Raw genomic sequence first — 13,838 nt, forward strand, 5'->3', positions numbered from 1 at the left:
TTGGGCCCCGACCCGGAAGGGGGTCGGGGCCCAAGCCCTGTGCGGTGCGGGGTGTCAGGCGACAGTACGGGCCGACCGGCCGGACACCTGTGCGGCGACGAGATCCGCCACGTACGTCAGATGGTCACCCAGGAAGAAGTGACCGCCGGTCAGTACATGCCGCTCGAAGGGGCCTTCGGTCTCGCGCTCCCACGCCTGGACGCCCTCGATGGAGACCCGGGGGTCGTTGTCACCGGTCAGCGCGACGACCGGGCAGCGCAGCGGCGGCCCGGGTACGTGGACGCGGGCGCCCAGCATGGCGTAGTCGGCGCGCAGCGGTGGCAACGCGAGCTGGAGGATCTCCGGGTGGGTCAGCAGCTCGTTGTCCGTACCGGACAGCAGCCGCATCTCCCGGACGAGGTCCTCGTCGCTGGGCGGCTGGGGAAACCGCTCGGGCCGCGGCAGCGACGGGCCTTCGCTGCCCGAGACGATCAGGGCCGCGGGCTCCCGCCCCTCGGCCGCGAGCCGCCGCGCGGTCTCGAACGCCAGGAGCGCGCCCATGCTGTGGCCGAACAGAATGAGCGGGCGGCGCCCGTTCGCGGGGATCGAGGGCAGCACCGCGTCCACGACATCGCCGAGCCGTTCGGCGAACGGCTCGGCGATGCGGTCGTGCCGCCCCGGGTACTGCACGACCAGTGCCTCTGCCGTCCCCGCGACCTCGGTCGTCAGCGAGTGGTAGCCACTGGCCGAGCCACCCGCGTGCGGGAAGCAGACCAGCTGCGCTCCGGCGTCGGGGGCCGGACGGAAGCACCGTATCCAGTTGTCCACGACATCCCTTCTCTCATGTTCTCGGTCCGGTCCGCGACCGACGCCGTGAACGTTCCACGCTCACTGTTCGGCAGCGATCCAGCTCTCCAGCTCTTCACGGGTGGTCGCCGGGTCCGCGACGAGAACGGCGAGTTCGTTGTCGCGGGGTTCCAGGGTGGTCAGGGCGGGGCAGCGATGGCAGGCCTCGACACCGACCTGGTTCCACCACTTGCAGTGCGGGCGGAGGTGGCACCGTGGTACGGCGGCCGGTCCCGGTTCGGCCGGTACGGTCGTGATCCGTTCGATCAGCCCGCAGGCCTCGCCGACCCGGTTCGCACAGTCCGACACGCAGTGCGAGGCGAACCGGAGCACCCGGTTGGGGGCGATCCCCTCCGGAATGCTACCGAGAACATCGGCGGCGGGTACAGGTTCGGCCAGGTAGACGACCTGATCGCGTTCCCCGGACCGTACGCCGAGGACAACGGTCTCCGGGCGGTCGGCATCTCCGCTCGGGCACCATCTGAGGGGGCTTTCCCGCCCGTCCCGGGCACGGTCCGCAGTGCTGTCCACGGTGCTCACCTCCTCTTCGTCAGCAGGAACGCGGGGTGATCGCGGTCGAGTTGGCCACTATGCCGCCGATGACTCCGTCCGTGACGGCACCCTTCTGCTGCTCGGTGGCGACCGCCTGCGCGATGCTCCTGGCGAGCTGCTCCTGGGTGGAGATCCGTTCCGGACGCTCGGCGGCTGCGGCGCTGGTGGTGCCGCCGACCGTGACGAGACCGGCGACGAGAGCTGCGGCGGCGGCCGCGGTACGCATGCTGTTGTTCATCCGTGTCCTCCATGGCATCAGTCAGTGCTTACGGGAATCGACGGTAGGGTCGGTGCACCGCCGCGATCGGCAGTTCGGGCGGCGGCTTCGCGGGCGGTTCCGGGGAATCGGCCCGGCCATTGCCTATTGGGCGGGCGACCAATAGCATGGCCGACATGTCGTCAGGCACCCAGCGCAAGCGGATCAGGAAGTCGCCGTCGGACCGACGTGCGGAGATCGTCGACGCGGCGGCGGCCATCGCCCTGACCGAGGGGCTGGAGTGCATCACCCTGCGCCGGGTCGCCGAGCAGCTCGATGTACGCCCCGGGCTCATCAGCCACTACTTCCCCGCGGTCGAGGATCTGGTGGCCGAGGCCTTCGGCACCGCGGCGGGTGCCGAACTGAACGCCCTGCTGCCGGCGGACCGGGCGGCGGGCACGCCCACGGACCGCCTCGCGCGCTTCTTCGTGCTGGCGACGGGCGCCGCGTACGACGACATCAGCCGGCTGTGGATCAACGCCCGGCATCTGAGCCGTTACCGCCCCGTCCTCCGTGACAGGGTCAGCCACCAGGAAGCCCTGTGGCGGGGCCGCCTGGAGGACCTGGTCCGCGAGGGCGTCGACCGCGGCGAGTTCCGCACCGCCGACCCATATGCGACGACGATTCAGATCCTGGTCGTCATCGACGGCCTCGGCGCGCACGCCAACACCGAGACCGGAGCCCGTCCCGAGGTCGTCACGCGTATGGCGGTCAGCACGGCCGAACGCGAACTCGGCCTGGAGGGCGGCACGCTCAGCAGGCACGGCGCCGCGCTCGACGCGGACCGCACCGACGCGGAGGCCGCGTCCGGAACCGACACCTCCCCCGCCGGTTCCGGCACCTGAGCCCCACGGCTCCCCGCAGCAGAGGTCACCCCGGCATGCGGGTGACGCCTACGGACGCAGGGCCGCCGCGACTCTGTCGCGGAGCAGCTCGTACTCCTCACGGAGCCGCGCGATCTCCGCCGGCCGTTCGATCACATCCCCGCCGACGACGATCTCTTCCGGGCCGAACTGCTCACGGGTGAGATCGACTTCTATCCCCAGGCCCAGTCGGTTCCACCAGTGGTAGTCCACCTGCTCGCCGTCGACATGCACCTCGCCGCGGATCAGCTCGCCGCCCAGCAGGTCATGCACCACGAGCGCGGTGACCCCGCACTGGTCGCGCGCCGGATTGTCCGGGGTCCAGTCCGGGCGGTGGGCCGGGGTCGTGGTGTCCGCACCCCAGCTGCGGCGGATGGCCCGCTCGATGTCGTCGAAGCTGTTCAGTGTCATGCCGCTCAGCCTCGCAGACGCCTCTGACAATCCGTCGGCCGCTCATGCCGGCCCACGGACCTGCCGATGACAGGGGGTGCCGTCGTCCACCGGCCTCGGGACTTCCCCAGGAGGCCCCCCGGGCACCGGACACCGGGATCCCACCGTGCGTATCCCCGGGCGAGGGCCGAAGTCGTGAACACTGCGGAAGGAAGATCCAGTATGAGCACATCGCGGAACCACGGGGGCCGTCCCGGGCGCCGGGCCGTCGTCGTCGCGGCCGGAGCCGCCTCGGTGGCCGCCGTACTCGCCGCCTGTGGCAAGCAGAAGGAGTCGGGCGGTTCGAGTGAGGTCAAACCGTCCAACAGCGGAACGAGCGGCAGCGGCACCACGCTGACGAGGACCGCCGACATCCCGGAGGGCGGCGGCAAGGTCTTCCCCGATCGGGGTGTCGTGGTGACGCAGCCGAAGGCGGGCGAGTTCAAGGCGTTCTCGTCGACGTGCACCCACCATGGCTGCACGGTGGCGAGCGTCTCGGACGGCACCATCGACTGCCCCTGCCACGGCAGCAAGTTCGACGCGGCGACCGGGGCCGTGGCTCACGGCCCCGCCACCAAACCACTGCCCACCAGGAAGATCTCGGTATCGGGCGGCTCGATCACACTCACACCCTGACCGCCGCTCCACCGGGCGGGGCCGACCACCGCCGCTCGCGGGGCGGAGGTCGCTCCCGCCCGTCGGGTCGTCGGGGCAAGCCCCTGCCTTCGTGAGGTCGGGCGCCCGCCGCCTTCTCCGTCCCCCGCACGAACCTTCTCCGCGAGAGCTCCCCCGGGTCAGTCGTCAGGAGCAGCCCTGCGGGACGTCCGGCTCAGCCAGCAGCCCAGCACCCCGTCCGTGTCCGTGACCGTGGCGACGAGGGCGAGCGTGTTACGGATCATCAGGGGGGTGTAGTCGGCCGGTACGCCCGCGATGGCGTCGGACGGCACCACGGCCGTGTAGCCGAGGTTCACCGCGTCGAACACGGCGTTGGGGATGGCCACATTGGCGGAGACCCCGGTGACGACGAGCGTCCGGCAGCCGAGGTTGCGCAGCAGCGCGTCCACATCCGTACCCGCGAGGGGCGAGAGGCCGTGGAGTCTGCGCACGACGAGGTCCTCGGCGGCCACTTCGATCGGCTCGGCGATCCGTACCGCGGTGGTGCCGCAGTGCTGTTGCACCGGCAGCCGGCCGGCGGCGCGGAAGAGCCGGGCGTTGCTGTTGGCGCCCCGCCCGTCGGGACGGCGTTCGGCCACCGCGTGCAGCACCTGGACCCCGGCCGCGTGGGCGGCCGCGACCAGCCGGGCGACACGGTGCAGCGCGCCGGACGAACGGGCCTCCTCGGCCAGTTCGGGCAGCGCACTCCCCGGGCCCACGACCCCCTGCTGGCATTCGACCGTCAGAAGCACGGTGGTGGCCGGGTCGAGCTGCCCGGCGAGCTGATTCTTCGGTGGCACGGCTGCCCCTCTCTGCGGCGGACCGGGCGCGTTCCTGCGGCGGACCGGGCGCGCGAGGGTAGCCGCCATTGCGTGATGAGGGAAGAGGCCCCATGATCTCTGACACATAGTCAGTCAACGGGAGGAGACGCCCATGGCCGCCACTCAGCGACGGGGCCGTCGGATCATGATGACGGACGCCGAACGGGACACCTATCTCACCGAGCAGCGCACCTGCCGTGTGGCCACCGTGGCCGAGGACGGCCGTCCGCACATCGGCGCGCTCTGGTTCACCTGGGACGGAGACTCGCTCTGGCTGTACTCGATCACCCGCAGCCTGCGCTGGTCCCAGCTGCGCCGCGATCCGAGGATCGCGGTGGTCGTGGACGACGGGGTGGAGTACGGGGAACTGCGCGGCGTCGAACTGTCCGGCGAGGCCGTCCCGGTCGGCGAGGCGCCCCGTACCGGCGAGCCGTGCCCCGGACTCGACGTTCCGGAGCGGCTGTTCGCGGCAAAGTACTTCGGGATGGACACCATGCCGCACGACGGCCGCCATGCCTGGCTGCGGCTGACGCCACAGGCCGTCGCCTCCTGGGACTTCCGCAAGCTCGCGGGGCCGACCACCGCCTGACCGCGTACGGCCCTACGGCTCGGCCAACTCCCGGCCGGCCGTGCGCAGGGCCGTCACCGCCGCCCTGATCGACGGCCGCCGGTCGGCATCGGTACGCCACACGGCGTGGACGTGGCGCCACATCTTCTGCCGTACGGGCACGAGCCGCACCCCGTCCGGTACCGGTCCCCGGCCGAGCCTCGGTGCCACGCAGACGCCCATTCCGGCGGCGATCAGGGCGAGTTGGGTGTGATGCTCGCCCGCCAGGTGCGCGATGCGCGGTTCGATGCCCTTGGAGCGGAGGGTGAACATCAGCCAGTCGTAGCAGAACTCACCCTCGGGCCAGGACACCCAGTCGTCGTCGGCGAAGTCCTCCAGGTCCACTTCGGGCCGGTCGGCGAGCCGGTGACCGGTCGGCATCGCGATGTCGGGTGCGTCGTCCAGGAGTTCGGCCTTGGCCAGGCCACTGGGCACGGGCAGCCGCTTGTTGCTCCAGTCCAGCACGACCGCGAGGTCGATGTCGCCCCTGATCACCGCGCGGATTCCGTCCTCGGGCTCCAGCTCCCGGGTGCGGAAGCGCAGTTCGGGGTGGTCCCTTCGCAGCGCTTGGAGTACCGCGGGGAAGAGCCCGCGCGCCGCGGTCGGGAAGGCGGAGAGCAGGATCTCGCCCACCACCTCGCCGCGCTGTGCCTCGATGTCGGACTGGGCCAGCTCGACCTGGGACAGGATCCGGGCGGCGTGGTCGGCGAGCAGTCGGCCGGCGTCGGTGAGCCGGACGCCGCGCCCGTTCTTGGCCAGGAGTTGTTGCCCCACCTCGCGCTCCAGCTTCGCCATCTGCTGGGAGACAGCCGATGTGGTCACATGCAGCCCCTCGGCGGCGCCGCTCACGGAACCGTGCCGGGCCAGTGCGTCCAGGGTGCGCAGGCGCTCCAGATTCAACATGTAAGCAATGCTACGCAGACCGGAGCAGAAAATCTCGCTTGTTCTACGTGGTTGCCCTGGCCATCGTGGAGCCCATGAGCACCGCCACCACCCCGCAGACCGCCCCTCCCGCCAACCCCTCCGCCCCGGCTCCGACGCCCGCCGCTCGCCCGGCGCTGGACTGGCGGATCCGGTTCGGTGTGCTCTCCCTCATCTGGGGCTTCAGCTTTCTTCTGATCAAGGTCGGCACCGAGGGGTACGCCCCGTTCCAGGTCACCCTCGGCCGTCTGCTGTCCGGTACGGCGGTGCTGGCCGTCGCGATGGCGGTCCGGCGTGAGCGACTGCCCCGCGGCGCCCGGACCTGGGGGCATCTGGCCGTCGCGGCGTTCTTCCTGAACGCGCTTCCGTTCTCGCTCTTCGCCCATGCCGAGCTGACCATTCCCTCGACACTGGCCGGCGTCTGCAATGCGGCCTCGCCCCTGTGGGGCATGGCGCTGTCACTCGTCGCGCTCTCCGAGGACCGGCCGACCCGTCGCCGTGTCGCAGGACTCGGGCTCGGCTTTCTCGGCGTTCTGACCGTGCTCGGCGCCTGGCAGGGCTTCTCCGGGCTGGACTTCGGCGGCACGGCCATGGCTCTGCTCGCCTCCCTCAGCTATCCGATCGGCTGGATCTACGTCCGCAGGACACTGGCGGGCAACGGCTCGTCGACGCTGGCGCTCACCGGTGGACAGCTCTTCCTGGGCACGGTGCAGCTCGCCCTGGTGACCCCGCTGTTCACCTCGGCGCCGGCTGGCTTCCCGCTGCTCCCGACCCTGGCCGTGGTGGCCCTCGGGGCGCTCGGCACCGGCCTTGCGGTTCTGATGCAGTACGGCCTGGTGGAGGAGGTCGGGCCGACGACCGCGCAGATGGTCACCTACTTGATCCCGGTCATCGCCACCGCCGCGGGAGTGGTCGTGCTCGGCGAGCGGTTGAGCTGGAACACCCCGGTCGGAGCCCTCGTGGTCCTGGCCGGCGCCGCCCTCACCCAGACCAGGACCCGAAGCGGCCGGGCCTCCGGCGTCCGGACCGGGGCCGGGGCCAGGACTGGGGCCAGGACCGGGACTGGGGCCGGGGCTGGAGCTGGAGCTGGAGCCACGGATCATCCGTAGTTCAGCGGCCTCACCGGACCCGCCGCCGCCGCGACCGCATCCGCCAGTGGCCCGATATCGGCCTCGGCGAGCGACGAGACGGTCAGCCGGATCCCCTGGGGCGCGGTCATCCGGAACCGCGCCCCGGGCGCCACGGCCCAGCCGGAGTGCAGCAGCCTCGTCACGGCACCGGTCTCGTCGCTCACCGGCACCCACACATTCATCCCGCTGCGCCCGTGGGCCACCACGCCCCGCTCCGCCAGCGCCCGCACCAGGCCGTCCCGCCGCTTCGCGTACGCCCGCGCGACTTCGCCCGGGTCGACGGCGCCCGAGCTCCACAGGTGCACCACGGCCCGTTGCAGCAGTCTGCTGACCCAGCCGGGGCCCAGGCGCTGCCGCCCCGCCACCCGGTCCACCGTGACCGGATCACCGGTCAGCACGGCGACCCGGAGGTCCGGCCCGTACGCCTTGGCCACCGACCGCACGAAGGCCCAACGGTCCGTGGCACCCGCCAGGGGATGGAGCGGCAGATCGACGATGCCGTGCCCGTGGTCGTCATCGATCAGCAGGACACCGCGGTGCCCGGCGAGGACCGCTCTCAGCTCGAAGGCCCGGCCCGCGCCGATCGCCGCTCCGGTCGGATTCTGCGCGCGGTCGGTGACCACGAGCGCGCGGGCACCGGCGTGCAGCGCGTGCTCGACGGCATCGGGCAGCGGCCCCTCGTCGTCGACCGCGACGGGCACGGGGCGCAGCCCCAGCGCCGGTACGAGATCCAGCAGGCTGCCCCAGCCCGGATCCTCGATCGCCACCGCGTCACCGGGTCTGAGGTGCGCGACCAGCACGCGCTCGATCGCGTCCAGCGATCCGGAGGTCGCGACGACGGGCCCGGCCGGCACTCCGTCGGCGTCCATCGCGGCGCGGGCGAGCGCGGCGAACTCCGGGTCCACCGGGGCCTGCCCGTACATTCCGGGCTTCCGGGCGTACTCCTCCGCGACCGCCGCGAAGACGTCCCCCAACGCGGGCAGCAGGCCAGGATCAGGGTTGCCCGCCCCCAGATCCCGTACGCCCTCCGGCGCCTCGACCCCGAGCGATCCGCGCGCCGTGCTCGCGGGGCGCGGCCGCACCCTGCTGCCCCGGCGCCCGGCCGTCTCGATCACCCCGCGCTCGCGGAGCGTGCGGTAGGCGGCCGCCACCGTATTCGGATTCACCCCCAGCCGATCGGCCAACTCCCTCATCGGAGGCAACACTTGCCCGGGTTCGAGCTCACCGGACCCGACCCCGTTCTCCACACTGGCGGCAATTTCCGATGCGCGCCGCCCCACAATCCGATATTCTCCTAGCACAAACAAGAGTATGCACTAGTGCAATGGAGTACACAATGCCGGACACCACATCGCCGCAGACCACGGGCCCGGACGCCGCAGCCGGATACGAGCCCACCGAGCGCACTGTTCCGACCCGTTCCCGCGAAAGGGCCACATACGACCGGGAGGTGGTCCATTCGATACTCGACGAGGCGTACGTCTGCCATCTCGGCTTCGTCCGCGACGGCGCGCCCGTCGTTCTGCCGACGCTCTTCGGCCGGGTGGGCGACCGGCTCTACGTACACGGCTCGACGGGCTCCCGGCCGCTGCGCGAGACGGGCCGCACGGACCCCGGCCTCCCCGTGTGCCTGACGGTGACCCATGTCGACGGGCTGGTGCTGGCCCGCTCCGCCTTCCACCACTCGATCAACTACCGCTCCGTGGTGGTCCACGGCGTCGCGCACACGGTCACCGACCCGCAGGAGCGGCGCACCGCCCTCGATGCCATCGTCGACCACGTGGTGCCGGGCCGGTCCGCCGACTCGCGCCCCGCCGACGAGAAGGAGCTCGCCGCGACCGCGGTGATCCGGCTGGACCTGCGGGAGGTCTCCGCCAAGATCCGCACGGGCGGCCCCAACGACGAAGCCCGCGACCTCACGCTCCCCCACTGGTCCGGTGTCGTCCCGCTCGCCCGCGGATACGAGACGCCGCTCCCCGCGGACGACCTCGACCCCGCGATCGGGGTGCCGGACTACATCACCGCCCTCTGACCCGCCCCGAGGAACGGACGGGCGCACCACCGCCACGACCGACGGCCGACACAAAAGCCCGACCGCCCGGCCGCCACGCGAGGTGACACATCACGGCACGCCATGTCACCTCACGTCGCGGCGCGGTCCGCGAACAACTCCCCCTCGGTGGGCGCGCGGTCGGCTTCCGGCCGTTCGGCAGCGCCCGCGACGGCCCCCGACGCCCCGGACCCCAACGCGACGGGTCCCGAGGGCGTCCGAGGTGTCGACGACTGGGCAATGAAGGCGCCGACCAGCACCGTGGCACCGCCGACCAGCTGGGGTGCCGACAGGTGCTCGCCGAGCATCACCCAGGCGAGCACGGTGGCGATGACCGCTTCGAGACAGGCGACCACGCCCGCCACCGCGGGAGAGAGCAGCCGCACCGCGATCACCCCGGTGACATAGGCGATCACGGTCGCCAGCAACACGATCCAGACGAGCAGCAGCCAGGCCGGAACATCCGTGCCATTCATACCCGCGGTGCCGCCCAGGACCGACCAGTCCATGCCCCAGGGCTGTGCGACCACCGTGAGGACGACCGCGCCGATCAGCAGCCCGTAGGCGATGACACCGACCGGATGGGGCGGTTCGACGCCGTCCGCCCTGTCCGCGCTCCCCTGGTCCGACAGGACGAAGTAGCCGACCTGGCAACCGGCGGCACCGAGCGCGAGCAGCAGTCCGACCGCGTCGAAGCTCAGCCCCGACCAGATCTCGACCACGCACGCCAGCCCTCCGACGGCGAGCACCACACCGGCCGCGGCCCGCCGGGTGACCGGCCTGCGCTGGACGAACCGGACCCAGCCGAGAACGAGCGCGGGCGCCAGGTATTCGACGAGCAGCGCGACACCGACGGGGATACGGGAGATCGCGGCGAAATAGCAGGCCTGCACGCCCGCGACGGCGAGCAGCCCGAAGCCGAGCAGCAGGACCGGCCGGCTGCGCACCAGGTCCCGGTGGCGCCAGGTCACCGGCAGCATGACCAGGGCCGCACCCGCCACCCGCAGCCACACCACATGGAGCGGGTCGAGACCCGCTTCGATCAGCGGCTTGGCCGCCACCCCTGAACCGCCGAATGCGAACGCCGAGGCCAGGGCTAGTCCCAGGCCGGCGCTTCTCCCCTGAGACGCGTGCATCGGCCCATCATGACAGCTATGGTCAGGAGCGTCACTCAAGTGACCCCTGACACGCCCGCCGTCGACCGTGGGGCCCCGCCACCTCCCTGCCAGTGCCAGGACCAGCCCGACCGTCCGCATGCCGGGCGGTCAACTTCCCGCCTTCTACGCACCCCGGTCGGGTGTATCGGTGATCCGGGCGGCGAGCAGGTCCGCGTCGATCCCGCCCCGGACCAGGACTTCGACGGCCCGGCACTCATGGTCCATGGCCAGCGCCGCGAGCAGGTCGAGCCCTTCGGCCCGTACGTCGCCGCGCTTCTCCGCCCGCTCCAGCGCTCCGGCCATCGCCGAAGCCGCCGAGGGCGACCAGCCCTCCACTCCCGAGTCGCGCACGGCCGAGTCCAGGTGCGGGACGACGACCGGGACGGCGCCGGAGTCCTCCACCGCACCCTGCCAGCGGAGCCCGTACCCGATACTGCGCTGGACGAGATAGCCGAGCACCCTGGCCAGTTGGGGGCCGCCCTCGAAGGCCGCCCGCACCGCGGGGTCCGATTCAATGAGGGAGTGCAGCAGATGCGCCGTGTCGATCTGCCGGTCACCGTCCCGCAGCGCACGCCTGCGGGCGCCCGTCACCACGGCGGCCAGCTCCACCGTGAGTCTGGCGTCGAGCTCGGCGCGGTTCGGAACGGGCTGCTGAGGAATCCGCGGCGTCCGGTTGTGCACGTCTCCCACTCCATCAGTTCCGGAGCGCCCATACATCACCGGAGGGACTCATCTAGGCATCCCACGCAAGTTGGGCACACCCGAACGGTTTCTCCTCCTTGCGGATGAGATCTCGCCATTTCCGGATCCGATCGGAGAAAAGGGCGCGCGCCGCCTTGCCACGCGCCCTCCGGGCAACCGGAAGCCGTGCCCGTACGTCCCACAGGCCATACCCCATGCACAGCCGGAAGGGAGACCACGGACGTGTCCTGGCTGGTCGCCCTGCCGGCCCTCGACGGGCGGGAGTACGTGTACCGGGTCCACGCACCGGCCGACGCCCTGCGTGCCGACCTCTTCTGGGCCGCGTTCCACTGCCACGACGACGGCCCGCATCCACGCGCCTTCGACCGGTTCGACGACGCCCTGATCTGGCGAGCCGGGACGGAAGGAACCGGCCAGATGGATCTGACCGTTCACCAGTTCTGACTGTTCATCAGTATTGAATGTTCCGGCCACTACGGCTACGTTCCGCGACACCGTAACCCGCCGAGAAGGGGTGGTCGCATGGCCGAAGTCAGCGCAGAGGCGCGCATCGAAGCACCGGCCGAGAAGGTGTGGGCCCAGCTGACGGACTTCACCGCGTACGGCCAGTGGAACGCCACCCACACCAGCTTCCCCAAGGGCGGCCCGGCGACACTGGAAGTCGCGGCCACCTACGAGGAGAACATGAAACTCATGGGCTTCCCGGCCGAGGTGACCTGGACGGTGACGGAACTGGAGACCGCGCGCCTGCTGGTCACCAAGGGCAAGGGCCCGATGGGCGTCAACCTGGCCATGCGCTATTCACTGTCTCCCGACGGGGATGCGACCACGGTCCGCATCGACGGGGAGTTCACCGGCGCCGCGGTCTCCCTGATGGCGGGAAAGCTCAAGGACTCGGCGACGGCCGCGCTCGTCGAATCACTGCGCAAACTGGGCGGGCTCGTCGCCGCCTGACCCGCCCCGCCAAGGACCAGGGGCCTCGCGGCTCGCCGCGAGGCCCCTGGCACCGCACCCACGAGCTCAGCTCTCGTCGGCAAGGATCAGATACAGCTTCTTACGGGCGTCACCGATGACCGCGAGGGCCTTCTGGCGCTGATCGGCCGAGCCGGTCTTCCAGACCTGGCCGAACGCCTCCATCAGACCGAAACCGGCCTGCCGGATCTCGTTGGCACTCTCCCAGTCGACACCGCGCCCGGCTTCCTCCCAAGGCGCCTCGGCCCCCGACTCCGCCTCGGTGCGGCCGGCGTCGGTGAGCGTGAACAGCTTCTTGCCACCCTCGCTCGCGCTGACGATCAGGCCCTCGTCCTCCAGCAGCTGAAGGGTCGGATAGACCGAGCCGGGGCTGGGCCGCCAGGCCCCACCGCTGCGCTCGCCGATCTCCTGGATCATCTCGTACCCGTGCATCGGCCGGTCCTTCAGCAGCGCCAGGATCGACGCGCGCACGTCACCACGCCGCGCCCTCCCCCTACCGCCACCCCGGCCACGCCCGCCACCGAAGGGGCCACCCCCGAAGGGACCGCCACCGAACGGCGGCCCGAAAGGCCCGAAGGCCGCCCGCCGCCCCTCGAAATCGCCACGCCCCTGAGGACCGGGGCCGCGGCGCCCGTACCCATGTCCGAACTCGTGCTCATGTCCATGTGAACGCATCACTACGCTCCTTCTATCGTTGATCTGTCGCGATGCGTCAACGATATATCGGAACCGATCGCCTGGCAATCCCTCGCCCAACGGCACCTGCCCGCGTCCCGCCTCACCCGATCGAGCGGTTCTCTCAGCCGCCCGAGCCGCTCGGGCGTCACCGGTCGCCCCTTGCGGGGCCGTGTGGCGGTTCGGCAAACTGTCCGATCATGTCGAGCAACTTGATCACTACAGTCCTGGCGATCTCGGCACCTTGCTCGGCAGTGGCCTGACGGCGTTCGTGACGGCTCGGACCGATCGGCGCAGGAACGAGGCGCTGGAGCGACAGCAGATACGTGATGAGGCCGCGATCGCGCTCAACGCCGCGAACTGCGGGCCGAGCATCAGAAGTGGAGCAGAGACCGCAGGCAGGCCGCCTACCAGAGCCTGATGGACGCCGCCCATGAGGCCCAAGGTGCCATTTGGCAGCTGGGGCAGCTGACGCCGGAAGCGTTCGACCAGCATCGCTATGACATCAGGCGGGGCGCGGCCATCGATGCCGTTCGCGCGACTCGCCGCGCAGCCGACGCGGTGCAGCTGGAAGGACCGACCGATGTCGCCGAGGCCGCCGAGGTGGCTTCGTTCATCTTCAGGGACAGCTTTTGTCGACGAGTTTGAACAACGGTTAGCGATCACTGGAGCGATGAATGTTCACGAGTTTTGACGGCGCTTCACGTTGCAGTCGTGTCCGTCGCCGGGCAGGCCCATGACGTTCAACACCGGTCCCTGACCCTCAGGGATCTCGAAGGTGAAGTTTGCTGCTGTCGGGATCACCACGAGCGAGCACTGGTCGCCGAAGGTCAGCGGCGGATACGGATCCCAGGAACAGCCAGCCTTGTCCAAGGCGGAAACGACGTCCCCGTGGCTGAGTCCTGCTGGGAAGGTGCCCGTCCCCTCGACCACTGACGGGGGGAGTTCGACGACGTCACGCCAGGTCTGGACGCAGATGAGAGACACCTTGCGGCAGCGGCAGACACCCAGCTCAAGGTCTCCGTAGGCGGAGAGCCTCGGCCACTTTCTGTTCCGACCCATCATTCCGATCTCCCACGGCTCGCCGAGAGCTGCGGTCACGTCGCTCCAGTCGGCTCCGCTGAACACCGGGCCCAGTCGGCCCGTCTTCGCCATGCTGGTCAGGACTTCGAGAATCTCCACGAGGCGGAGCCTGACAGGTGTCCTGACCAGCAGTCCAGCGGT

The 13,838-nt window shown here is 70.9% G+C and carries 19 protein-coding genes; 8 read left to right on the forward strand and 11 right to left on the reverse strand.

Annotated elements, in window-relative coordinates; translation table 11 throughout:
* Positions 1-54: 54 nt before the first annotated feature.
* Genes GA0115234_RS33700 through GA0115234_RS33710 form a run of 3 tightly spaced genes read right to left on the reverse strand, consistent with a single transcriptional unit; the run spans position 55 to position 1,615 of the window.
* Entirely contained in the window at positions 55-807 is a 753-nt protein-coding gene (locus tag GA0115234_RS33700) for a thioesterase II family protein (RefSeq protein WP_093549346.1), read from the reverse strand.
* 60 nt (positions 808-867) lie between these two features.
* A complete protein-coding gene (locus tag GA0115234_RS33705) occupies positions 868-1,356 on the reverse strand; it encodes a hypothetical protein (protein ID WP_093549348.1) in 489 nt (162 codons plus the stop codon).
* 19 nt (positions 1,357-1,375) lie between these two features.
* Entirely contained in the window at positions 1,376-1,615 is a 240-nt protein-coding gene (locus tag GA0115234_RS33710; protein ID WP_093549349.1) for a hypothetical protein, read from the reverse strand.
* A gap of 155 nt (positions 1,616-1,770) precedes the next feature.
* On the opposite strand from GA0115234_RS33710, the gene GA0115234_RS33715 reads away from it, so the two are divergent.
* Positions 1,771-2,478 carry a TetR/AcrR family transcriptional regulator gene (locus GA0115234_RS33715; protein ID WP_093549430.1) on the forward strand — a complete coding sequence of 236 codons (708 nt, stop codon included), beginning with the start codon at positions 1,771-1,773 and terminating at the stop codon, positions 2,476-2,478.
* A gap of 48 nt (positions 2,479-2,526) precedes the next feature.
* On the opposite strand, the gene GA0115234_RS33720 is transcribed toward GA0115234_RS33715, so the two are convergent.
* Complete coding sequence (locus tag GA0115234_RS33720; protein WP_093549351.1) at positions 2,527-2,907, reverse strand: YunG family protein; 381 nt, start codon at positions 2,905-2,907, stop codon at positions 2,527-2,529.
* Between the two features lie 201 nt (positions 2,908-3,108).
* Here GA0115234_RS33720 and GA0115234_RS33725 point away from each other — a divergent pair, with 201 nt between their 5' ends.
* Positions 3,109-3,561: a Rieske (2Fe-2S) protein gene (locus tag GA0115234_RS33725; RefSeq protein WP_093549353.1), complete on the forward strand. Its 453-nt coding sequence runs from the start codon at positions 3,109-3,111 to the stop codon at positions 3,559-3,561.
* Positions 3,562-3,719: 158 nt separating this feature from the next.
* Here the strand turns inward: GA0115234_RS33725 and GA0115234_RS33730 are convergent, their stop codons facing one another.
* On the reverse strand, positions 3,720-4,379 hold the full coding sequence (locus tag GA0115234_RS33730) for a cysteine hydrolase (RefSeq protein ID WP_256088885.1): 660 nt from the start codon (positions 4,377-4,379) through the stop codon (positions 3,720-3,722).
* A gap of 133 nt (positions 4,380-4,512) precedes the next feature.
* On the opposite strand from GA0115234_RS33730, the gene GA0115234_RS33735 reads away from it, so the two are divergent.
* Positions 4,513-4,989 carry a pyridoxamine 5'-phosphate oxidase family protein gene (locus GA0115234_RS33735; protein WP_093549357.1) on the forward strand — a complete coding sequence of 159 codons (477 nt, stop codon included), beginning with the start codon at positions 4,513-4,515 and terminating at the stop codon, positions 4,987-4,989.
* Between the two features lie 12 nt (positions 4,990-5,001).
* On the opposite strand, the gene GA0115234_RS33740 is transcribed toward GA0115234_RS33735, so the two are convergent.
* Complete coding sequence (locus GA0115234_RS33740) at positions 5,002-5,910, reverse strand: LysR family transcriptional regulator (RefSeq protein WP_093549360.1); 909 nt, start codon at positions 5,908-5,910, stop codon at positions 5,002-5,004.
* A gap of 74 nt (positions 5,911-5,984) precedes the next feature.
* Between GA0115234_RS33740 and GA0115234_RS33745 the strand changes: the two genes are divergently transcribed.
* A complete protein-coding gene (locus tag GA0115234_RS33745) occupies positions 5,985-7,037 on the forward strand; it encodes a DMT family transporter (RefSeq protein ID WP_093549432.1) in 1,053 nt (350 codons plus the stop codon).
* On the opposite strand, the gene GA0115234_RS33750 is transcribed toward GA0115234_RS33745, so the two are convergent.
* On the reverse strand, positions 7,028-8,359 hold the full coding sequence (locus tag GA0115234_RS33750) for an aminotransferase class I/II-fold pyridoxal phosphate-dependent enzyme (protein WP_093549362.1): 1,332 nt from the start codon (positions 8,357-8,359) through the stop codon (positions 7,028-7,030). The two genes, GA0115234_RS33745 and GA0115234_RS33750, sit on opposite strands and share 10 nt — an antisense overlap.
* 35 nt (positions 8,360-8,394) lie before the next feature.
* Here GA0115234_RS33750 and GA0115234_RS33755 point away from each other — a divergent pair, with 35 nt between their 5' ends.
* A complete protein-coding gene (locus tag GA0115234_RS33755) occupies positions 8,395-9,090 on the forward strand; it encodes a pyridoxamine 5'-phosphate oxidase family protein (RefSeq protein ID WP_093549364.1) in 696 nt (231 codons plus the stop codon).
* A gap of 110 nt (positions 9,091-9,200) precedes the next feature.
* Here the strand turns inward: GA0115234_RS33755 and GA0115234_RS33760 are convergent, their stop codons facing one another.
* Complete coding sequence (locus GA0115234_RS33760) at positions 9,201-10,244, reverse strand: EamA family transporter (protein WP_093549366.1); 1,044 nt, start codon at positions 10,242-10,244, stop codon at positions 9,201-9,203.
* Positions 10,245-10,388: 144 nt separating this feature from the next.
* Positions 10,389-10,946, reverse strand: a complete 558-nt coding sequence (locus GA0115234_RS33765; RefSeq protein ID WP_176729349.1) for a Clp protease N-terminal domain-containing protein — start codon at positions 10,944-10,946, stop codon at positions 10,389-10,391.
* A gap of 243 nt (positions 10,947-11,189) precedes the next feature.
* On the opposite strand from GA0115234_RS33765, the gene GA0115234_RS33770 reads away from it, so the two are divergent.
* On the forward strand, positions 11,190-11,411 hold the full coding sequence (locus tag GA0115234_RS33770; protein WP_093549368.1) for a hypothetical protein: 222 nt from the start codon (positions 11,190-11,192) through the stop codon (positions 11,409-11,411).
* Between the two features lie 78 nt (positions 11,412-11,489).
* The gene (locus tag GA0115234_RS33775) at positions 11,490-11,921 is read left to right on the forward strand and encodes a type II toxin-antitoxin system Rv0910 family toxin (RefSeq protein WP_093549370.1); all 432 of its coding nucleotides are present in this window, start codon (positions 11,490-11,492) and stop codon (positions 11,919-11,921) included.
* 66 nt (positions 11,922-11,987) lie between these two features.
* Here GA0115234_RS33775 and GA0115234_RS33780 read toward each other — a convergent pair whose 3' ends face one another.
* On the reverse strand, positions 11,988-12,614 hold the full coding sequence (locus tag GA0115234_RS33780) for a PadR family transcriptional regulator (RefSeq protein WP_093549372.1): 627 nt from the start codon (positions 12,612-12,614) through the stop codon (positions 11,988-11,990).
* Positions 12,615-13,034: 420 nt separating this feature from the next.
* On the opposite strand from GA0115234_RS33780, the gene GA0115234_RS33785 reads away from it, so the two are divergent.
* On the forward strand, positions 13,035-13,262 hold the full coding sequence (locus tag GA0115234_RS33785; protein WP_093549374.1) for a hypothetical protein: 228 nt from the start codon (positions 13,035-13,037) through the stop codon (positions 13,260-13,262).
* Between the two features lie 33 nt (positions 13,263-13,295).
* Here GA0115234_RS33785 and GA0115234_RS33790 read toward each other — a convergent pair whose 3' ends face one another.
* Positions 13,296-13,796 (reverse strand): hypothetical protein, encoded by a 501-nt coding sequence (locus GA0115234_RS33790; RefSeq protein WP_093549376.1) that lies wholly within the window; start codon positions 13,794-13,796, stop codon positions 13,296-13,298.
* Positions 13,797-13,838 lie beyond the last annotated feature (42 nt).

Origin of the sequence: Streptomyces sp. DvalAA-43 (genome assembly GCF_900091725.1) — a bacterium.
Classification (GTDB): Bacteria; Actinomycetota; Actinomycetes; order Streptomycetales; family Streptomycetaceae; genus Streptomyces; species Streptomyces pulveraceus.